Origin of the sequence: Acidovorax sp. IB03 (assembly GCF_016406015.1) — a bacterium.
GTDB lineage: Bacteria > Pseudomonadota > Gammaproteobacteria > Burkholderiales > Burkholderiaceae_C > Acidovorax > Acidovorax temperans.
In genome coordinates, this window is the sequence record NZ_JAEFCH010000054.1 from 1 (window position 1) to 18,593 (window position 18,593).

The following is an 18,593-nucleotide window of genomic DNA, read 5'->3' on the forward strand; positions in this document are numbered from 1 at the left end:
TCCAAATTCCCAACGAAAAAAATGCCAGTCAGCTCTTAACTGACTGGCATTGGGCAGGGGCCGGGTTTTTTGAGTAAGGCTCCGCGGCGCGAAGTTACTTCTTCTGGCGGTACTTGCGCAGAGCAGCAATCTGGGCAGCCATCACAGCCAGTTCTGACTGGGCCTTGGCCAAATCGAGATCGCTCTTGGCGTTCTTGAGCGCTTCTTCGGCAGCTGCCTTGGCGGCATTTGCCTTTTCATCGTCCAGATCCTTGCCGCGGATGGCGGTGTCAGACAGAACCGTCACGCAGTTGGGCTGAACTTCCAGAATGCCACCGGCCACGAAAACAAACTCTTCGTTGCCGTCTGCCATTTCGATGCGCACCGAACCGGGTTTGATGCGGGTGATCAGCGGGGTATGGCGGGGGTAAATGCCCAACTCGCCAGCTTCACCAGGCAACGCGACAAAACGCGCTTCACCCGAGAAGATGGACTCTTCGGCGCTGACCACATCAACGTGGATAGTGTTCATCATTGCTCCTAGGAAAAGGTGGGGGCTTGACTGCTACAGGGGGCTGAACAAATCAGTTGCTCAGCCCTCGGGCAATCAGGCAACCTTCTTGGCCTTTTCGAAGGCTTCGTCGATGGTACCGACCATGTAGAACGCTTGTTCTGGCAGGTGATCGCATTCGCCGTTCACAATCATCTTGAAACCACGGATGGTTTCCGACAGTGGAACGTACTTGCCAGGCGAGCCCGTGAACACTTCAGCCACGTGGAAAGGCTGCGACAGGAAACGCTGGATCTTCCGAGCGCGGGCCACGGCCAGCTTGTCTTCGGGAGCCAGTTCGTCCATGCCCAGAATGGCGATGATGTCGCGCAGTTCCTTGTAGCGCTGCAGGGTACCCTGCACAGCACGGGCCGTCGCGTAGTGGTCTTCGCCCACCACGTTAGGGTCCAGCTGACGGCTGGTGGAGTCCAGAGGATCCACGGCAGGGTAGATACCCAGCGAAGCGATGTCACGGGACAACACCACGGTGGAGTCCAAGTGAGCGAACGTCGTGGCAGGCGATGGGTCGGTCAAGTCATCCGCTGGCACGTACACTGCCTGGATGGAAGTGATCGAACCGACCTTGGTGGACGTAATACGCTCTTGCAGGCGGCCCATTTCTTCGGCCAGCGTAGGCTGGTAGCCCACGGCGGAAGGCATACGGCCCAGCAGAGCGGACACTTCGGTACCGGCCAGCGTATAGCGGTAGATGTTGTCCACGAAGAACAGCACGTCACGGCCTTCGTCACGGAAAGATTCCGCAATGGTCAGACCTGTCAGGGCCACGCGCAGACGGTTGCCTGGGGGCTCATTCATCTGACCGTACACCATGGCCACCTTGGAGTCTTCGAGCTTCTCCAGGTTCACCACGCCGGAATCGGCCATTTCGTGATAGAAGTCGTTCCCTTCGCGGGTACGCTCACCCACACCAGCGAACACCGACAGACCGCTGTGGGCCTTGGCGATGTTGTTGATGAGTTCCATCATGTTCACGGTCTTGCCCACACCGGCGCCACCGAACAGACCCACCTTACCGCCCTTGGCGAACGGGCAGACCAAGTCGATCACCTTGATGCCGGTTTCCAGCAGTTCCTGCGATGGCGACAGTTCGTCGTACGCAGGAGCCTTGCGGTGAATGGAAGCCGTCAGTTCCTGACCCACAGGACCACGCTCGTCGATGGGCGTGCCCAGCACGTCCATGATGCGGCCCAGGGTGGCCTTGCCCACGGGCACTGTGATGGGGTTGCCAGTGTTGGTCACCATCAGGCCACGGCGCAGGCCGTCGGACGAACCCAGGGCAATGGTACGCACCACGCCGTCGCCCAGCTGTTGCTGAACTTCCAGCGTCAGAGCCGAACCTTCCAGCTTCAGAGCATCGTAAATCTTGGGCATCTGGTCGCGTGGGAACTCAACGTCCACCACAGCGCCGATACATTGAACAATCTTGCCTTGCACTTGAGCCATTTTTCGCTCCAATAATGTTGTATGTCGAGCTGCTTACACAGCGGCGGCGCCTGCGACGATTTCCGAAAGTTCTTTCGTGATCGCTGCTTGACGCGTCTTGTTGTAGACCAGCTTCAACTCACCAATGACGCTGCCGGCGTTGTCCGTTGCGGCCTTCATGGCCACCATGCGCGCCGATTGCTCAGACGCCATGTTTTCTGCAACTGCCTGGTAAATCAGCGACTCGACATAGCGCACCAGCAGCTCGTCGATCACGGTTTGTGCGTCCGGCTCATAGATGTATTCCCAGCTATGTTCCGTCTTGTCAGCCTGCATCTGCTCGGACGACAGTGGAAGCAGTTGCTCCACCACCGACTCTTGCTTCATGGTGTTGATGAACTTGGTGTAGCTCAGATACACCGCGTTGATCTTGCCTTCCGCATAGGCGTCCAGCAGCACCTTCACAGGGCCAATCAGCTTGTCCAGATGGGGCGTATCGCCCAGACCTGTCACATGCGAAACCACCTTGGCACCCACCCGGTTCAGGAAACTGAAGCCCTTGTTGCCAATGGCTACGGTTTCCGCAGAGATGCCTGCCGCTTGAAGTTCACGCAGCTTGGTCGTCACCGTGCGCAGCACGTTGGTGTTCATGCCACCGCACAAACCCTTGTCCGTGGTGACCACGATGACGCCTGCCACTTTCGCATCGTTCACTTGCATGAACGGATGCGTGTACTCAGGGTTGGCCTTGCCGAGGTTGGCTGCAATGTTGCGGATCTTTTCGCTGTAGGGACGAGCTGCACGCATCCGGTCCTGCGCCTTGCGCATTTTGGATGCGGCCACCATCTCCATGGCTTTGGTGATCTTCTTGGTGTTTTCCACCGATTTGATCTTGCCGCGTATTTCCTTGCCTGCTGCCATGATGGCTCCTCGTCCGGATTAAGCGAACGTCTTCTTGAACGCGGCGATGGCAGCGGTCAATTCGGCTTCAGCATCCTTGTCCATGGCCTTGGCCTGTTCCAGCTTGGCCAGCAATGCGGCGTGGCTGGTTTTCAGGAATTGGTGCAGGCCGTGTTCGAAGCTCAGAACCTTCTTGACGTCGATATCGTCCATGAAGCCCTTGTTCACAGCGAACAGCGTTGCGCCCATCAACGAGATGGACAGGGGGCTGTACTGTGCTTGCTTGAGCAATTCGGTCACGCGGGCGCCGCGGTCCAGCTGCTTGCGGGTGGCTTCGTCCAGATCGGAAGCGAACTGCGCGAACGCAGCCAGTTCACGGTACTGGGCCAAGTCGGTACGGATACCGCCGGACAGGTTCTTCACCAGCTTGGTCTGGGCAGCACCACCCACGCGCGACACCGAGATACCGGCGTTGATGGCGGGACGGATACCGGCGTTAAACAGGCTGGTTTCCAGGAAGATCTGACCGTCAGTGATCGAAATCACGTTGGTAGGCACGAATGCAGACACGTCACCGGCTTGCGTTTCGATGATAGGCAGAGCTGTCAACGAACCGGTCTTGCCCTTGACTTCACCCTTGGTGAAGGCTTCGACGTAGTCAGCGTTCACGCGGGCTGCGCGCTCCAGCAGACGGCTGTGGAGATAGAACACGTCGCCAGGATAAGCTTCGCGGCCTGGTGGACGACGCAGCAGCAGAGAAACTTGGCGGTAGGCCACAGCTTGCTTGGACAGGTCGTCGTACACGATCAGGGCGTCTTCGCCGCGGTCGCGGAAGTACTCACCCATCGTGCAGCCAGAGTAGGCCGACACGTATTGCATCGCTGCGGATTCAGAAGCGGAAGCAGCAACGACGATGGTGTATTCCATCGCGCCAGCTTGCTCCAGAGCACGCACCACGTTCTTGATCGAGGAAGCCTTTTGGCCGATCGCCACGTAGATACAGGTAACGCCCTGGCCCTTTTGCGCAATGATCGCGTCGATGGCCACAGCGGTCTTGCCGGTCTGACGGTCACCAATGATCAGCTCGCGCTGACCACGGCCCACAGGAACCATGGAGTCGATGGACTTCAGGCCGGTTTGCAGAGGCTGGTCCACAGACTTACGTGCGATCACGCCAGGAGCAACCTTCTCGATCACGTCGGTGAGCTTGGCGTTGATGGGGCCCTTGCCGTCGATAGGCTGACCCAGCGCGTTCACCACGCGGCCCACCAGCTCGGGGCCCACGGGCACTTCCAGAATGCGGCCCGTGCACTTGACGGTGTCGCCTTCGGAGATGTGTTCGTACTCACCCAAAATCACGGCGCCGACGGAGTCGCGCTCGAGGTTCAGAGCCAGACCATAGGAGGCTTGACCGTCCTTGGTGGCAGGGAACTCCAGCATTTCGCCTTGCATCACGTCCGACAGGCCGTGAACGCGCACGATACCGTCAGACACAGACACCACGGTGCCCTGGTTGCGGATATCGCTGCTGGCGGCCAGCCCTTCGATGCGGCTCTTGATGAGTTCAGAAATTTCTGCGGGATTGAGTTGCATGACTCTTTCCTTCTTTCTTTGGTTCGCTAAGACCTCGCTGCGCGTTACGCAACAAGGGCCGCTTTCATTTGTTCAAGACGGGCCTTGACCGAAGTGTCCAGCACTTCGTCACCCACCACTACGCGAATGCCACCGATCAGGGACTCGTCCAGCTGAACGGAGAGATTGAGCTTGCGGCCGAAGCGCTTTTCCAGCGCTCCACCCACTTCAGCCAGCGCGGCATTGTCCAGAGGAAATGCGCTTTGCACCACGGCATCCGAGGAGCCGCTGCGGCGATTCACGAGGGCACGATACTGCACAGCCACTTCGCCCAGCGCATTGATACGCCCGTTGTCGATGATGGTGCGCAGGAAGTTTTTGGCCATGTCGGGCAGCGCAGAACGCGCAACACCCGTAAAAACGGCAAACACCTGGTCTGCCGTTACCTTGGGGTTGTCCGCCAGCTGGCGAAGCTCGGGGGTGGCGGCAATCGCCGCCAGCTCGTCGAGCCAGACAGTCGTGCTGTCCAGATCGACGCCCGCGCTGGCAGTCATAGCCTTGAACAAGGCTTCTGCGTAAGGGCGAGCAATGGTGGCGAGTTCAGCCATGTTGTCCCCTTACAGCTCGGTCTTCAGGCGGTTAAGCAAGTCTGCATGGACACCGGCATTGACTTCCTTGCGGAGAATCTGCTCGGCACCCTTGACAGCCAACGCGGCCACCTGCTCGCGCAGGGCTTCACGTGCTCGCACCGTCTGTTGCTCAACCTCAGCCTGGGCAGCAGCCACAATCTTGTTGGCTTCTTCCGTGGCACGGGCTTTGGCTTCTTCGATGATGGCTTGGGCACGGCGGTCGGCGTCCGCAAGACGCGAGGCCGTCTCATTGCTGGCTTGGGCCAATTCCTTCTTCACCAGCTGGTCAGCAGCGGCGAGTTCGGTCTTGGCACGTTCGGCAGCAGAGAGGCCATCGGCGATTTTCTGGGCTCGTTCATCCAACGCCTTGGTGATGGGCGGCCACACGAATTTCATCGTGAACCACACCAGCACGAAAAAGACGATGATCTGAAAGAACAGGGTCGCGTTGATACTCACGGCAACACCTTTCTAAGAGATGGCGTTGACGGGAATTACTTTGGAACGCTGGCCAGGAACGTAGCGGCAAAGGGGTTTGCGAAAGCAAACAGCAGAGCGATAGCAACACCGATCAGGAACGCAGCGTCGATCAGACCGGCCAAGATGAACATCTTGGTTTGCAGTTCGTTGATCAGTTCAGGCTGGCGAGCAGAAGATTCCAGGAACTTGCCACCCATCAGAGCGATACCGATCGAAGCGCCGATAGCGCCGAGGCTCACAATCAGACCGCAAGCCAGAGCGACGAAGCCGAGAATGTTTTCCATGATTACTCCTGAGTGAAAAAAGAAAGGTTAAAGAGAAAGGAAACGAAAACGAAACAAAGGGTCAGTGGGCCTCATGGGCCTGGCCGAGGTAAATCAGCGCCAGCATCATGAAAATGAACGCCTGCAAGGTAATCACCAAGATGTGGAAGATTGCCCAGAGCGAACCCGCAATGACGTGCCCCACGGGGAGCAGCACACCAGGAAGCGACATTGCAGCAGCGCCACCCATCAGGGCGATCAGCAGGAACACCAACTCACCAGCGTACATGTTGCCGAACAACCGCATGCCATGCGAAACCGCCTTGGCCACGTATTCGATGATCTGCATGGTCACGTTGATGAGACCCAGGATCACGGCAAAAAGAGGGTTCTTGCTAGAGCCGAATGGTGCGCTCACCAGTTCGTGGCCCCAGCCACCAGCGCCCTTGATCTTGACGCTGTAGTACAAGCTCAGCAACAGAATGGAAACGGCCAAGCCCAGCGTGGTGGACAGGTCAGCCGTGGGCACGACACGCAGGTAAGCGTGGTGCGGATCGTGGCCCATCGCGGCATAGATCTTGGTCCAGATGGCGGGCAGCAGATCCACGGGCAGCATGTCCATGGCGTTCATCATGAAAATCCAGACGAACACAGTCAGCGCCATCGGAGCAATGAACTTGCGGCTGTTGGCGTTCTTGATATTGGCCTTGGTTTGGGTGTCCACCATTTCCACCAGGATTTCCACAGCCGCCTGGAAGCGACCAGGAACACCGGAAGTGGCCTTGCGCGCACCCAGCCACAAAATGAACAAGCCAATGAAACCAACCACCAGAGCGGTGATCAAAGAGTCGATGTTGACCACCGAGAAGTCAACAATGGCTTTTTGCGGAATGTTCTGCAAATGCTGCAAATGGTGAACGATATATTCACTTGCGGTCGGGGCATGCGCTTCTGCGGCCATCGGACTACTCTTCTCTATATCAATCGGTTTTTCGAACACCGGGCCGCACCATCAGTGCAACCCAGTACGTTTTCATTGTGATCACCAACCCCGCCACCAGAGCGGGCCAGTTCAGACCTGGCACCACCCGGGGCGCGGCAACCAGCAGTGCAATCGTGAGCACAATCTTGGCTGCTTCCCACCCAACGAATCCCAGCATGGCAAGACCCGGGCGAGGTGCTGATTTCTGGCGCAAAACGCCATACGCAAACAGCGCCGCTGGAACCACCACCGCCAAGGAACCATAGGCGGCCGACCAACCCGCGCGGACATCTTGAGTCCACATCCAGGCGACCAACGCCACCACCACTCCAACCAGCGACTGCCCCAGCACCACCTTCCATGGCGATACCGGCGGATTGCGACGCCGCCACTGCTCAGCCTCTTGGGCTGTCAGGGGCTTGAAATCAGAATCTTCAGCCTCAGTTTCGGTCTCTGGCGCGATTGTTTTCATCGGTGAATGACGTCCGCGTTAAAGACCGCAACTTTTACAAAGCCTCTAATTATAAGTAAAAACCCGTTGGTGCATGGAAAATTCCACATGGCGGGTACAAATGCGGTGCGCCGCCCCTTCTGCTTGTGGTGATGCACCAACGAGAAACCATCGCTTCCAAGGCCTGAAACAAGCGGCAAAACGAGCGCCTTGGCGCACAATGCGGCGCTATCGATCCGGGCGCCAAGACACACCCGAAAAGCCTAGCCCGCTACCAAAAACGAAGCACTACCGACCATGACATCTTCTGTGCCCCCTTCATCCAACGGCCTGGACGACACCACCCCAGACCCTCGCAAAGATTCGCTCATCGAATACCCCTGCTTGTTCCCGGTCAAGGTCATGGGGCTCAAGACGGATGACTTTTTTCTGCAGATGGCAGCGTTGGCCCAGCGCCACGACCCGTTTCTGGACCCTGCCAGCATCGCCCAGCGCGACAGCTCAGGCGGCAAATACATCAGCCTGACCATCACCATCACGGCCACCAGCCGCGAGCACCTGGACAACTTCTACCGCGCACTCACCTCACACCCTCTGGTGAAGTACGCCCTGTAAGCCATGGCCATCGAGACGCGCATGCTGGGCCGCGTGGACTATGCGGCCACCGTGCAGTCCATGCAGGACTACACCGCCACACGCACGCCAGACAGCCCTGATTTGCTCTTGATTTGTGAGCACCCACCGCTTTACACACAAGGGCTAGCAGGCAAAAAAGATCACATCCTGAACCCGGGTGAAATTCCGGTGATCGCCACCAATCGCGGCGGGCAGGTCACCTTCCACGGGCCGGGGCAGGTGGTGGCCTATCCGCTCATCGACCTGCAACGCGCGGGTTACTACGTCAAGGAATACGTCTACCGCGTGGAAGAAGCCGTGATCCGCACCCTGGACCATTTCGGCGTCACCGGTCACCGCGTCGCGGGTGCGCCCGGCATCTACGTGCGGCTGGACGATCCCCACAGCCACGCCCTGCTGCCGCAGCGCCCCCAAAAGCGCGAAGGCACCGCAGCGCCAGAACCCGACTTCACCGGCCTGGGCAAGATCGCCGCGTTGGGCATCAAGGTGAGCCGCCACTGCACCTACCACGGCGTGGCGCTCAACGTGGACATGGACCTGGAGCCCTACGGCCGCATCAACCCTTGCGGTTACGCAGGTTTGCAAACCGTGGACCTTTCTACAATCGGGGTCTCGACCACCTGGGAAGAAGCCGCGCAGGTGCTGGGCCAACAGCTCAGCATGCGTCTGGCACCCTGATTCCCCCCACGCCGCCCCACACGCCATGAGCACTCCTGAAGTCGTCCGCGAAGCGCAATCCACCGAAGCCTACAACCCCTTGGCCAAACAGAAGGCTGCGGCCAAGCTGTCGCGCATTCCAATCAAGGTCGAGCAAGGCGAAGTGCTCAAGAAGCCCGACTGGATTCGTGTGAAGGCAGGCAGCCCCACCACGCGCTTCTACGAGATCAAGGAAATCCTGCGCGAGCACAAGCTGCACACGGTGTGCGAAGAAGCCTCGTGCCCCAACATTGGCGAGTGCTTTGGCAAGGGCACGGCCACCTTCATGATCATGGGTGACAAGTGCACGCGCCGCTGCCCGTTCTGCGACGTGGGCCATGGCCGCCCCGACCCGCTGGACAAGGACGAGCCGCTGAACCTGGCACGCACCATTGCCGCCCTCAAGCTCAAGTATGTGGTGATTACCAGCGTGGACCGCGACGACCTGCGCGATGGCGGCTCGGGCCATTTCGTGGAATGCATCCAGCGCATTCGCGAACTCTCGCCCAGCACGCAGATCGAGATCCTCACGCCCGACTTCCGCGGCCGCGATGACCGCGCCCTTGAAATCCTCAAGGCCGCGCCGCCCGACGTGATGAACCACAACCTGGAGACCGCACCGCGCCTGTACAAGGAAGCGCGACCCGGCTCCGACTACCAATTCAGCCTGAACCTGCTCAAGAAGTTCAAGGAACTACACCCCAACGTGCCTACCAAGAGCGGCATCATGGTGGGCCTGGGCGAGACGGACGAAGAGATACTGCAGGTGATGCGCGACATGCGCGCACACAACATCGACATGCTGACGATTGGCCAGTACCTCGCCCCCAGCAACAGCCACCTGCCCGTGCGCCGCTACGTTCACCCCGACACCTTCAAGATGTTCGAGGAAGAGGCCTACAAGATGGGCTTCAGCCACGCCGCCGTGGGCGCCATGGTGCGCAGCAGCTACCACGCCGACCAGCAGGCCCACGCCGCCGGCGTGTAAGCCCGGCCGCAGCACGCCCCAATCGCCATGCAGCCCGCCGCCGCAGATGCCCTGTCACTGCGGCGCTACGGGCCTTCGCCCGGCAGCCACAGCCACAATCACTTCCAGGTGCTGTTCGGCCTGGAAGGCGCGCTGGAGCTGGAGATTGAAGGCCGAGGGCAACGCGTGGCCCAGGGCGAATGCTGCGTGATCAGACCCGGCGCGCGACACGACTTTGAAGCCCAGCGGGGCAGCTTGTGCCTGGTGCTGGACAGCACCCAACCCGGCTGGGCGCAGTGCCTGCAGCGCGCGGCAGCACCACCTTCCCACGCACACCCGTTGGCGCAGTACCTGGCCCATGCTCTGCAGCAGGGGCGGCCCCTGGCGCAAGCCCATGGACCGGCGCTGCTGCTGGAGGCCTGGCTGGCAGGTGGCTCCGGCACACCACCTTCGCCCGCGCACAGCCTGCCCACTGGCGCGCCCTCCGCTTCTGGCAACTCCCGCCGGCGTGCCATTGACTGGGAGCGGCTGCAGCAATGGGCAGCGCGCGAATGGCACCAGGAAATCACCGTGGCCGACCTGGCCCGGCGTGTGCACCTCAGCCCCAGCCAGTTCACCGCACGCTGCCGCGATGAGCTGGGCCTGGGCGCCATCGAGTGGCTGCGCCAACAGCGCCTGGCCCACGCACGGCTTTTGCGGGCCAGCGGCATGCCAGTGGCCGCGGTAGCGAGCGCCACGGGGTACCGATCTCCTTCAGCATTGACGGCCGCCTTGCGCCGCGATGCGCTGGCCGAGCAGGCAGCAAAAACCCAGTGACCCCAAAGCACGGCTGAGCGTGCCCGCCACGGCCGCCACAACCATCGCAGCGCGACGATATTCCGGTGCTGCACGACGATGGAGTGCCCTGCAAAACGCATACAGTCGGCGCATGTCTTCTTCTCCCTTGCAAGCCAATCTCTACGCCCTGGGCGCCATTGCCCTGTGGGCTTCTCTCGCCTCGCTGGGCGTGTCGCTCACGCACATTCCGCCCTTCTTGCTCACCGGCATCACGCTCATCATCGGCAGCGTGCCGGCCTGGCCCTTTGTGCTGCGCGATCCGTCGCAGTGGCGTATTCCCATGCGCACGCTGGCACTGGGCGTTTATGGCCTGTTTGCGTACCACTTCCTGCTGTTCATCGCGCTGCGGCATGCGCCGCCGGTGGAGGCCAACCTCGTCAACTACCTGTGGCCCCTGTTCATCGTGGTGCTGGCCCCGGTGGTGTTGCCCGGCGTGGCGCTGCGGGTGCCGCATGTCGTGGCGGCCCTGCTGGGGTTTGGCGGCGCAGCGATTGCCATCGTGGGCGGCCGTGAACTGAGTGGCACGCTGGCCTGGGGCTACATTCCCGCAGCGGCGGCGGCGTTCATCTGGGCTACCTATTCGTTGATGACCAAACGCGTCACGGCCTTCCCCACCACCGCGATTGGCTTGTTCGGGCTGGTTTCCGGCGCCTTGTCGCTGCTGTGCCATGTGCTGCTGGAGCCCAGCGTGACACTGCAGGCGCGCGACTGGAGCTTGCTGGCCGTGCTGGGCCTGGGCCCGCTGGGCGGCGCGTTTTACCTGTGGGACAAGGCCTTGAAGCTGGGCGATGCGCGGCACATCGGCATCCTGAGCTACATCACACCGCTGGCGTCCACCGCGCTGCTGATCGTGGTCAGTGGCCGCAGTTTCAGCTGGAGCATTGGCCTGGCCACGGCCATGATCATCAGCGCTGCGGTGATGGGGATGCGGGCTCGCTAGCGCGGTTCACTATGAACCAAAAGTGGCTCTAGCGCTTTCAAATCAAGCGCAAGTAGCTATTAAAAATATAGCAGTTCAAGTGCTTTTGGCGTCACCAGCCATCACGCGGCTGGCACTTCGCCCTGCAGCACTTGCTGCGCCCAAGGGGCCAGCTTGCGGGTGTCGGCCCGCAACACCTCCTGCTTCACGGCCAAAATCTGCGCGGGGTGCATGGAGAAGCTGCGCAGCCCCAGGCCCAGCAGCAGGCGCGTCATGCTTACATCGCCCGCCGTTTCGCCACACACCGACACCACCTTGCCCTGCGCGTGGCCTTCCGCAATCACGTCGGCCACCAGCCGCAGCACGGCGGGGTGCAGCGGGTCGTACAGGTGGGCCACGGACTCGTCAGCACGGTCAATTGCCAGCGTGTACTGGATCAAATCGTTGGTGCCAATGGACAGGAAGTCGAAATACTTGAAGAAGGTGCGCACCATGAGCGCCGCGGCGGGGATTTCGATCATCGCCCCCAGTTGCACAGGGCCGTAGGCCACGCCCCGCGCATCCAGCTCGGCACGGGCCAGATCGACCTGGGCCAGCGTCTGGGTGATTTCAGACACATGCGCCAGCATGGGAAACAGCAGCTTGACCTTGCCATGCGCCGCCGCACGCAGCACCGCACGCAGCTGGGTGCGGAACATGGCCGGGTCGGCCAGGCTCCAGCGGATGGCGCGCAGCCCCAGGGCGGGGTTCAGGTAGCTGTCCTTGTGGCCCTTGTCCAGCGGCTTGTCCGCACCCACGTCGATGGTGCGGATGGTGACGGGCAGGCCCTGCATGCCATCCAGCGCCTGGCGGTAGGCCTGGTACTGGGCTTCCTCACCCGGCAGGTTGCCGGTTTTGCCCATGAAAAGAAATTCACTGCGGAACAGGCCCACGCCCACCGCACCAGCCTTCACCGCGGCGGGGGCGTCATCGGGCTGTTCGATGTTGGCCAGCAGTTCGATCTTCTGGCCGTCGATGGTGACGGCCGGGGTGTGGCGCAGGCGGGCCAGGCGCTCGCGCTCCAGTTCGCCTTGACGCTGGCGAAAACCATACTCGGCCAGGATGATGGGCGAAGGGTCCACGATCATCACGCCGGCATCGCCGTCGATGATGACCCAGTCGTCCTGCCGCACCAGCTGGCTGGCTGCGCGTGCGCCCACCACGGCCGGAATGTCCATGCTGCGCGCCACGATGGCGGTGTGCGAGGTCTTGCCACCCACATCCGTCACAAAGCCGGCAAATACGCTTTGCTTGAACTGCAGCATGTCGGCCGGCGACAGGTCGTGCGCCACCAGCACCAGGGGCACGTCCACCGTGTCGTCCAGCAGCAGGTCTTGCTGCGTCTTGCGCCGCTGGCTCACGGGGGGCGCCACAGGGCTGGCCACGCCCTTCATGTAGCGCAGGATGCGCTCGACCACCTGCTCCAGGTCGGCCTTGCGTTCGCGCAGGTACTCGTCCTCCATCTCGTCGAACTGGCGCGCAATCACCTCCAGCTGGGTGGTCAGCGCCCATTCGCCGTTGTACAGGCGCTCGGTAATCCAGTGCTTGACGCCCTCTTCCAGGGCCTCGTCCTGCAGCAGCATCAGGTGCACATCCAGCAGCGCGCCCAACTCGTGCGGGGCGTCGGCAGGCATGTCGGCCTGCAGGCGCTGCAGCTCGTCCACCACCGTGTTGCGGCCCTGGCGCACGCGCTCGATCTCGGCCGCCACCTGCTCGGGCTGGATGAAGTAATGCGCCACATCCACCCGACTGGACGCCACCAGCACGGCGCGGCCAATGGCAATGCCCCGGGCAACGGCCAAGCCATGGATGGAAAAAGTCATTCGGCGGTCTCCTGTGTGCGGCCCGCCCTGCGGCGCTGGCGGGCCTGGGCGGGGGTCACTCCCCCTCGCCAAACTTGTCGGCAATCAGCGCCAGCAGCGCGTCCATGGCTTCCTGCTCGCGCTCTCCGTTGGTCTCCAATTCCACTTCGGTGCCCATGCCGGCGGCCAGCATCATCACGCCCATGATGCTTTTGGCGTTGATGCGGCGGTCGCCACGGCTCATGAACACGTCACAAGGGAAACTGCCCGCCAGCTTGGTGAGCTTGGCGGAGGCGCGGGCGTGCAAGCCCAGCTTATTGCTGATGGTCGTACGGGTCTTGATCATGGATAGGGCGTCGGGTCTGGTTTTGTGGTGCGGCAATGGCCACCTGCATAACCCCCTGGGTGCCCCCCACGACAGCGCGGGAGACGAGGGAATCCAGGGTTTCGGCACGGTAGCTGACCGCGCGCAGCAACATGGGAAGGTTGACCCCGGTGACCAGGCGGGAGTTCACGCCGTCCACCAGGCGCTGGGCCACGTTGCAGGGCGTGGCACCAAACACGTCGGTCAGCACCAGGGTGGACTCGGTGGCCAGGCCTGCAAGCAAGGCGCGCGCATTCGCCAGCGTCTGTTCTGGCGGCTCATGGGGCGGCACGTCCAGTGCGGCTAGGGCGTCGCCACAGTCGGCAAACACATGCAGCGCGCACTCGCGCAGCGCATGGGCCAGGGGGGCGTGGGCAATGAGAAGGATGCTGGTGCTCATGGGTGGGCGGTTTGCCAAGCATTATGGCGCGCGGCTGCTGTACGCCCCAGGTGAAAAGCGCACCGTTGCACGCTGAGCCAGCCACCCAGGTCAGCCGCGAGGGCCGTTGGCGGGCTCAACGCAGTTCCAGTCCGGCGAAAAAAGTGTCTGCCACGGCGGGCCGCGCTTTGTCGGCAAACACCACCGCGTGGTACACGCGCACCTCGCTGCCCAGCGCACGCGCAAACCAAGCCGTGTGGGCCGTGACGGCAGTGCCATCGGGCCGCTGGCCCTGCACCGTGGTGCGCACGGCCTGGGGCAACGCCATAGCGCCTGCGGGCACAAAGGGCTGCATCTGCGCAGGCGCAGCAGCGCCGGAAGCGGGCGCGTTGGCGGCAGGCACCGCCACGCCAATGCGCGCCAGCGTGGCGGCACGCCAATGCTCCAGTGCCACCCCGGCGCGCGCAGGGTCGGTCAGCGTGGCGTACGACACGGCAAACGTTGCGCCATCGGCATCACAGCTTAGCAACGAGAGTGCCAGCGGTGCGCCCGCCAGTTCAACGGTGCGCACTGCGTTGTCGGGCTTGCAGGGCAGCATGACCTGCAGGGCCGCATCGGGCACCGCCACACTGCGCCAATTCAGCGCCGGGCTGCAAGCGGCCAGGGCCACGGCCAGCGCCGCGCTGGCAACAACCATCCATCGTGTTTTCATGCAGCCATTATCGGCAGCAGCCCGGGGGCCAGGCTGAACTTTCTGCCCCCGACACGACTCCACCCATTCGCTGAATGTTGACCGCATGGGGTGGGTGGACTCCCCAACATCACGGACAATCAGCAGCATTCCCTGGGGCGCGACACGCACACCCCAGCGCTGAACGCCAGGGCTCCCGCTCAAGAGCCATCGGCCTTTGTGAACAAGAGGACATCATGGGTATGAAGCATTGGTTGGCCGGCGTGGCCGTTGCGGCGTTTGCGGCAGTGGGCGCCTACGTGTACCTGGACACCGGCCGCACCGCCGCGCCCGAGAGCACCTTTGTGCTGCTCGACGGCTCCAGCCAGACCACGGCCGACCTGCGCGGCAAGGTCACGCTGGTGAACTTCTGGGCCACCAGCTGCACCACCTGCGTGGCAGAGATGCCGGAAATCATCGCAACCCACCAGAAGTTCAACAGCCGCGGGTTTGACACCATTGCGGTCGCCATGAGCTACGACCCGCCCAGTTACGTGGTGAACTTTGCCGAAACGCGCAAGCTGCCCTTCAAGGTCGCCATTGACAACACCGGCGCGGTGGCCAAGGCCTGGGGCGATGTGCGCCTGACGCCTACCACCTACATCGTCAACAAGCGCGGCGAGATCGTGAAAAGCTACGTGGGCGCCCCCGACTTCCCCGCCCTGCACCAGCTGATTGAAAAGCTGCTGGCTGAAAGCTGATCGACCTGCACTTCCCCGCACCAAAAAGCAAAAGGCCCATTTCATACGAAATGGGCCTTTTGCGCTTTCTGGGCAAGCGCCAGCAGCTATCTTTTCAATAGCACCAGCAAGCCACCAGCCAATTACTTGGAACGGAATGCGTCGTGGCACGCCTTGCAGGTGCCTGCAGTCGCGCCGAACGAGGCCTTCAGGTTGTCGAGGTTGCCGGTCTTGGCGGCGGCGGCGAGCTTGGTGGCTTCGGCCTGCAGCTTGTCGGCATGCTCCTTGTACTTGGCTTGCTCGGACCAGATCGCGGGCAATGCCTTGGTGGGCGCGCCCTTGTCGGTGCCCGCGCCAAAGGCTTCCCATGGCAGCTTGGACATCACCGCCACGATGTCGGCGCTTTCCTGCGCAGCCTTGGCGTCGAACGGAGCTTTGCCGTTGGCCATGGCACCAATGCGGCCAAAGTGCTGGCCCATCACGAAAAACGCGCTTTGGCGGTATTTGATGGCGTCTTCGGCTTTGGCGAACTGGGCAGAGGCCGGGGCCGACAAAACGGCTGCGGCGGCGGTAACGATGAACGCGGCAAGTTTTTTCATGGTGGGACTTCCTTGGGTGTTGTGGGCGGGAGGCCATGGCCGTCCCGTGCGCAGTATGCCTGCTGCGGTTGACATTTGCAGGGCCCGCCGCAGTGCCTGAGCGGCAGCCTCGGCGCCCCGGCTTTGCGCAAGCCCCGCAGTCACCTTCCTGCCGCACAATCGGGCTTCTCAACCCGGCCACGGAGTCTTCATGCCCACCCACACCATTCGCATCTGGGACTTGCCCACCCGTCTGTTCCACTGGCTGCTGGCCGCCAGCGTGGTGGCATTGGTGGTGACTGCCAAGGTGGGCGGTAACGCCATGGTGTGGCACCTGCGGCTGGGGTATGTGGTGCTGGCGCTGCTGGCGTTCCGCTTGGTGTGGGGCCTGGTGGGCGGGCGCTGGTCGCGCTTTGCCAGCTTTGTGCCCACGCCCGGCCGCCTGTGGCGCTACCTGCGAGGCAGCAGTGCCGAGGCCGAGAGCGCAGGCCACTCGCCACTGGGGGCGCTGTCGGTGCTGGCACTGCTGGGGGTGCTGATAGCGCAGGTGGTCAGCGGGCTGCTCAGCGACGACGAAATTGCCTTTTCCGGGCCGCTCACCCGCTTCGTGTCGGGCGAATGGGTGGGCCGCGCCACCTGGTTCCATGCCGACGTGGGGCAATATCTCGTGATCGGCCTGGTGGTGCTGCACCTGCTGGCCATCGCCTACTACACGCTGGTGCGCCGCAAGACCCTGGTGCGCCCCATGCTGCATGGCGACAAACACTTGCCCACTGGCGTGCCAGCATCGCGTGACGACGCCCTCAGCCGCGTGGCTGCTGCACTGGTGCTGGCGGCCTGCGCAGCGTTGGCGTGGTGGGTGGCGGGGCTGGGCACGGTGTAATGCGGCACCGTTCGGGTGGTGGCGCCCCGGTCTGGCCAGAAGCTGGGCGAGGGGGATACCATCGCCTTTGCACGCCCACCTGCTATCGCAAAACCTTGCAGCGTTTCCTGGTGTGCCCGAAGCTGCAGTCTCATCGCGGCAGATGAAAATTGATCAAAAGTGGCTCTAGCGCCCACGTATAAAGCGCCAGCAGCTACGCTTTTGAGAGCATTTACCAACCGGTCTGCGACGGCCTGGAGAGCTTCGCTAAACTGCAGTTTTTCCCTGCCCGCTTCGTACCTTGGAAAAGCCTGCCGTTCTCCTGCGCCAGCCCAGCACGCCCCGCGACATGGAGCTGGTGCGCGACATCTTTCGCGAATACGCCCAAAGCCTTGCCATCGACCTGTGTTTTCAAGGCTTTGACGAAGAGTTGGCCGCCTTGCCCGGCGACTATGCCCCGCCACGCGGCGCACTGCTGCTGGCCGAGGTGGAAGGCGCGATTGCTGGCTGCTGCGCACTGCGCCCCCTGGACACGTCCGACTACCCCAACGCCGCAGAGATGAAGCGCCTGTACGTGCGCAAAGCCTTCCGGGGCTTTGGCCTGGGGCGCGAACTGGCCGAGGCCATGCTCGACTGCGCCCGCCAGGCCGGCTACGCCTGCGTGCTGCTGGACACACTGGACGACATGGAATCCGCCCGCGCGCTGTATGCCGACCTGGGGTTTGAGGAAATCCCCCCCTATTACCAAAGCCCCATTGCAGGCGCGCACTACCTCAAAGTGGAGATCGACTGAGGCGGTGGAGTTGGGTTGATCTACCCATCGAGATCACACCGCCGATCCGCTCAAAGGCACAGCCAGCGCCATGGCGCCCACGCTGGTCTGGGGCTTGGGAAAGAAGTCTGGCTCGGCAAGCTCTGTGGTACAGCACATGATCGTGCGGACTTCATCAAGAAACAATCCCATGCGTGTGCCAGCACGCCACCACTTGGGGTTTGATCGCTGCGGCTTGCACAGCCCGTTGTGTCAGCCACCCAGCCCACACCACCGTTTCAATAGCCAAATCAGCATGGAAGGCAGTTACAGCAAGCGCAGGTAGCTCTGTTTTTGATAGCACATTAGGCGAGCATTCATGCGCCCCAGCGGCCGCCCATGAAAAAAGGTGGCTCAGGCCACCTTTTTTCTCTTCCACGCCCCACGCATCGTGAGGCGCCTTTGCTCAACGCTCAAGCCTTGGCTTGGGCCAGCAACGTGGCAGCGTCGCTTACCTCGAACTTACCAGGCGCTTCGACGTTCAGCGTCACCACCTTGCCGTCGCGCACCAGCATCGAATAGCGGTTGCTGCGCAGGCCCAGGCCCTTGCCAGTCAGATCCAGGGTCAGGCCCGTCGCCTTGGCGAAGGCGGCATCGCCGTCGGCGAGCATGCGCACCTTGCCTTCGGTCTTCTGGTCACGCGCCCAGGCACCCATCACGAAGGCGTCGTTCACGCTGACACACCAGATTTCATCCACGCCCGCAGCCTTGAACTCGGCGGCCTTCTCCAGATAGCCAGGCACATGCTTGGCCGAGCAGGTCGGCGTAAACGCTCCAGGGAGAGCAAACAGGGCAATGGTCTTGCCAGCAGTGGCTTTGTCTACCGGCACGGGGTTCGGGCCAATGCTGCAGCCTTCGCCTTCGACTTCCGAGTACTCCAGCAGCGTGGTTGCGGGGAGGCTGTCACCAATCTTGATCATTGCATCTTCTCCTTGAGCGAATCGCCGGGGCATCGAAAGCGGCCCCACAAAGCAAAACGGCCCACATTGTGCTAGCCGTTCCGTTAAGGAGTTGCTAAGCGCCCGCCGGGACCTCATTGATTGC

General features: G+C 62.1%; 23 protein-coding genes. 8 read left to right on the forward strand and 15 right to left on the reverse strand.

What is annotated here, in order from left to right; all coding sequences use genetic code 11:
• Positions 1–94 precede the first annotated feature (94 nt).
• The 9 genes from IHV84_RS18975 to IHV84_RS19015 form a co-directional block, all read right to left on the reverse strand.
• Entirely contained in the window at positions 95–511 is a 417-nt protein-coding gene (locus tag IHV84_RS18975) for a F0F1 ATP synthase subunit epsilon (RefSeq protein WP_066698696.1), read from the reverse strand.
• 75 nt (positions 512–586) lie between these two features.
• Complete coding sequence (atpD, locus tag IHV84_RS18980) at positions 587–1,993, reverse strand: F0F1 ATP synthase subunit beta (protein ID WP_044397381.1); 1,407 nt, start codon at positions 1,991–1,993, stop codon at positions 587–589.
• Between the two features lie 33 nt (positions 1,994–2,026).
• Entirely contained in the window at positions 2,027–2,893 is an 867-nt protein-coding gene (gene atpG / locus IHV84_RS18985; RefSeq protein ID WP_044397383.1) for a F0F1 ATP synthase subunit gamma, read from the reverse strand.
• Positions 2,894–2,911: 18 nt separating this feature from the next.
• The gene (gene atpA / locus IHV84_RS18990) at positions 2,912–4,465 is read right to left on the reverse strand and encodes a F0F1 ATP synthase subunit alpha (protein WP_066698647.1); all 1,554 of its coding nucleotides are present in this window, start codon (positions 4,463–4,465) and stop codon (positions 2,912–2,914) included.
• Positions 4,466–4,509: 44 nt separating this feature from the next.
• Positions 4,510–5,052, reverse strand: coding sequence for a F0F1 ATP synthase subunit delta (locus IHV84_RS18995; RefSeq protein ID WP_198848019.1), 543 nt, complete (start codon positions 5,050–5,052; stop codon positions 4,510–4,512).
• Between the two features lie 9 nt (positions 5,053–5,061).
• Positions 5,062–5,532: a F0F1 ATP synthase subunit B gene (locus IHV84_RS19000; RefSeq protein WP_198848020.1), complete on the reverse strand. Its 471-nt coding sequence runs from the start codon at positions 5,530–5,532 to the stop codon at positions 5,062–5,064.
• A gap of 35 nt (positions 5,533–5,567) precedes the next feature.
• Entirely contained in the window at positions 5,568–5,837 is a 270-nt protein-coding gene (atpE, locus tag IHV84_RS19005; RefSeq protein WP_044397394.1) for a F0F1 ATP synthase subunit C, read from the reverse strand.
• A 61-nt stretch (positions 5,838–5,898) separates the two neighbouring features.
• Positions 5,899–6,777 carry a F0F1 ATP synthase subunit A gene (gene atpB, locus IHV84_RS19010; RefSeq protein WP_066698649.1) on the reverse strand — a complete coding sequence of 293 codons (879 nt, stop codon included), beginning with the start codon at positions 6,775–6,777 and terminating at the stop codon, positions 5,899–5,901.
• Between the two features lie 19 nt (positions 6,778–6,796).
• Positions 6,797–7,270: an ATP synthase subunit I gene (locus IHV84_RS19015; RefSeq protein WP_198848021.1), complete on the reverse strand. Its 474-nt coding sequence runs from the start codon at positions 7,268–7,270 to the stop codon at positions 6,797–6,799.
• Positions 7,271–7,546: 276 nt separating this feature from the next.
• Here IHV84_RS19015 and IHV84_RS19020 point away from each other — a divergent pair, with 276 nt between their 5' ends.
• The 5 genes from IHV84_RS19020 (at position 7,547) to IHV84_RS19040 (ending at position 11,325) form a co-directional block, all read left to right on the forward strand.
• Complete coding sequence (locus IHV84_RS19020; protein WP_198848022.1) at positions 7,547–7,864, forward strand: YbeD family protein; 318 nt, start codon at positions 7,547–7,549, stop codon at positions 7,862–7,864.
• Between the two features lie 3 nt (positions 7,865–7,867).
• Entirely contained in the window at positions 7,868–8,563 is a 696-nt protein-coding gene (gene lipB / locus IHV84_RS19025; RefSeq protein ID WP_198848023.1) for a lipoyl(octanoyl) transferase LipB, read from the forward strand.
• A 25-nt stretch (positions 8,564–8,588) separates the two neighbouring features.
• Positions 8,589–9,569, forward strand: coding sequence for a lipoyl synthase (lipA, locus tag IHV84_RS19030; protein WP_044397402.1), 981 nt, complete (start codon positions 8,589–8,591; stop codon positions 9,567–9,569).
• 27 nt (positions 9,570–9,596) lie between these two features.
• Positions 9,597–10,364, forward strand: a complete 768-nt coding sequence (locus IHV84_RS19035; protein ID WP_198848024.1) for an AraC family transcriptional regulator — start codon at positions 9,597–9,599, stop codon at positions 10,362–10,364.
• A 127-nt stretch (positions 10,365–10,491) separates the two neighbouring features.
• Positions 10,492–11,325: a DMT family transporter gene (locus IHV84_RS19040; RefSeq protein ID WP_198848031.1), complete on the forward strand. Its 834-nt coding sequence runs from the start codon at positions 10,492–10,494 to the stop codon at positions 11,323–11,325.
• Between the two features lie 101 nt (positions 11,326–11,426).
• Here IHV84_RS19040 and ptsP read toward each other — a convergent pair whose 3' ends face one another.
• From ptsP to IHV84_RS19060, 4 genes are all read right to left on the reverse strand, one after another.
• Positions 11,427–13,166 carry a phosphoenolpyruvate--protein phosphotransferase gene (gene ptsP / locus IHV84_RS19045; protein WP_198848025.1) on the reverse strand — a complete coding sequence of 580 codons (1,740 nt, stop codon included), beginning with the start codon at positions 13,164–13,166 and terminating at the stop codon, positions 11,427–11,429.
• 55 nt (positions 13,167–13,221) lie between these two features.
• Positions 13,222–13,491, reverse strand: coding sequence for an HPr family phosphocarrier protein (locus IHV84_RS19050; RefSeq protein WP_198848026.1), 270 nt, complete (start codon positions 13,489–13,491; stop codon positions 13,222–13,224).
• The gene (locus tag IHV84_RS19055; protein WP_198848027.1) at positions 13,460–13,909 is read right to left on the reverse strand and encodes a PTS sugar transporter subunit IIA; all 450 of its coding nucleotides are present in this window, start codon (positions 13,907–13,909) and stop codon (positions 13,460–13,462) included. Before IHV84_RS19055 ends, IHV84_RS19050 begins: the two co-directional genes overlap by 32 nt.
• A gap of 115 nt (positions 13,910–14,024) precedes the next feature.
• The gene (locus IHV84_RS19060) at positions 14,025–14,600 is read right to left on the reverse strand and encodes a hypothetical protein (protein WP_198848028.1); all 576 of its coding nucleotides are present in this window, start codon (positions 14,598–14,600) and stop codon (positions 14,025–14,027) included.
• A 215-nt stretch (positions 14,601–14,815) separates the two neighbouring features.
• Between IHV84_RS19060 and IHV84_RS19065 the strand changes: the two genes are divergently transcribed.
• A complete protein-coding gene (locus tag IHV84_RS19065; RefSeq protein ID WP_066698686.1) occupies positions 14,816–15,319 on the forward strand; it encodes a TlpA disulfide reductase family protein in 504 nt (167 codons plus the stop codon).
• Positions 15,320–15,441: 122 nt separating this feature from the next.
• Here the strand turns inward: IHV84_RS19065 and IHV84_RS19070 are convergent, their stop codons facing one another.
• Positions 15,442–15,897, reverse strand: a complete 456-nt coding sequence (locus tag IHV84_RS19070) for a cytochrome c (protein WP_066787630.1) — start codon at positions 15,895–15,897, stop codon at positions 15,442–15,444.
• A 190-nt stretch (positions 15,898–16,087) separates the two neighbouring features.
• On the opposite strand from IHV84_RS19070, the gene IHV84_RS19075 reads away from it, so the two are divergent.
• Both IHV84_RS19075 and IHV84_RS19080 read left to right on the forward strand, forming a co-directional pair.
• Entirely contained in the window at positions 16,088–16,759 is a 672-nt protein-coding gene (locus tag IHV84_RS19075; RefSeq protein WP_198848029.1) for a cytochrome b/b6 domain-containing protein, read from the forward strand.
• A gap of 280 nt (positions 16,760–17,039) precedes the next feature.
• Entirely contained in the window at positions 17,040–17,531 is a 492-nt protein-coding gene (locus IHV84_RS19080) for a GNAT family N-acetyltransferase (protein WP_044397421.1), read from the forward strand.
• 431 nt (positions 17,532–17,962) lie between these two features.
• Here IHV84_RS19080 and IHV84_RS19085 read toward each other — a convergent pair whose 3' ends face one another.
• On the reverse strand, positions 17,963–18,469 hold the full coding sequence (locus IHV84_RS19085; RefSeq protein WP_198848030.1) for a peroxiredoxin: 507 nt from the start codon (positions 18,467–18,469) through the stop codon (positions 17,963–17,965).
• Between the last annotated feature and the right edge of the window lie 124 nt (positions 18,470–18,593).

Bases quoted from the DNA above. Each gene is read 5' to 3' on its own strand.
- IHV84_RS18975 (WP_066698696.1), bottom strand. From the start codon at position 511: ATGAACACTATCCACGTTGATGTGGTCAGCGCCGAAGAGTCCATCTTC.
- atpD (WP_044397381.1), bottom strand. From the start codon at position 1,993: ATGGCTCAAGTGCAAGGCAAGATTGTTCAATGTATCGGCGCTGTGGTG.
- atpG (WP_044397383.1), bottom strand. From the start codon at position 2,893: ATGGCAGCAGGCAAGGAAATACGCGGCAAGATCAAATCGGTGGAAAAC.
- atpA (WP_066698647.1), bottom strand. From the start codon at position 4,465: ATGCAACTCAATCCCGCAGAAATTTCTGAACTCATCAAGAGCCGCATC.
- IHV84_RS18995 (WP_198848019.1), bottom strand. From the start codon at position 5,052: ATGGCTGAACTCGCCACCATTGCTCGCCCTTACGCAGAAGCCTTGTTC.
- atpE (WP_044397394.1), bottom strand. From the start codon at position 5,837: ATGGAAAACATTCTCGGCTTCGTCGCTCTGGCTTGCGGTCTGATTGTG.
- atpB (WP_066698649.1), bottom strand. From the start codon at position 6,777: ATGGCCGCAGAAGCGCATGCCCCGACCGCAAGTGAATATATCGTTCAC.
- IHV84_RS19015 (WP_198848021.1), bottom strand. From the start codon at position 7,270: ATGAAAACAATCGCGCCAGAGACCGAAACTGAGGCTGAAGATTCTGAT.
- IHV84_RS19020 (WP_198848022.1), top strand. From the start codon at position 7,547: ATGACATCTTCTGTGCCCCCTTCATCCAACGGCCTGGACGACACCACC.
- lipB (WP_198848023.1), top strand. From the start codon at position 7,868: ATGGCCATCGAGACGCGCATGCTGGGCCGCGTGGACTATGCGGCCACC.
- lipA (WP_044397402.1), top strand. From the start codon at position 8,589: ATGAGCACTCCTGAAGTCGTCCGCGAAGCGCAATCCACCGAAGCCTAC.
- IHV84_RS19035 (WP_198848024.1), top strand. From the start codon at position 9,597: ATGCAGCCCGCCGCCGCAGATGCCCTGTCACTGCGGCGCTACGGGCCT.
- ptsP (WP_198848025.1), bottom strand. From the start codon at position 13,166: ATGACTTTTTCCATCCATGGCTTGGCCGTTGCCCGGGGCATTGCCATT.
- IHV84_RS19050 (WP_198848026.1), bottom strand. From the start codon at position 13,491: ATGATCAAGACCCGTACGACCATCAGCAATAAGCTGGGCTTGCACGCC.
- IHV84_RS19055 (WP_198848027.1), bottom strand. From the start codon at position 13,909: ATGAGCACCAGCATCCTTCTCATTGCCCACGCCCCCCTGGCCCATGCG.
- IHV84_RS19060 (WP_198848028.1), bottom strand. From the start codon at position 14,600: ATGAAAACACGATGGATGGTTGTTGCCAGCGCGGCGCTGGCCGTGGCC.
- IHV84_RS19065 (WP_066698686.1), top strand. From the start codon at position 14,816: ATGGGTATGAAGCATTGGTTGGCCGGCGTGGCCGTTGCGGCGTTTGCG.
- IHV84_RS19070 (WP_066787630.1), bottom strand. From the start codon at position 15,897: ATGAAAAAACTTGCCGCGTTCATCGTTACCGCCGCCGCAGCCGTTTTG.
- IHV84_RS19075 (WP_198848029.1), top strand. From the start codon at position 16,088: ATGCCCACCCACACCATTCGCATCTGGGACTTGCCCACCCGTCTGTTC.
- IHV84_RS19085 (WP_198848030.1), bottom strand. From the start codon at position 18,469: ATGATCAAGATTGGTGACAGCCTCCCCGCAACCACGCTGCTGGAGTAC.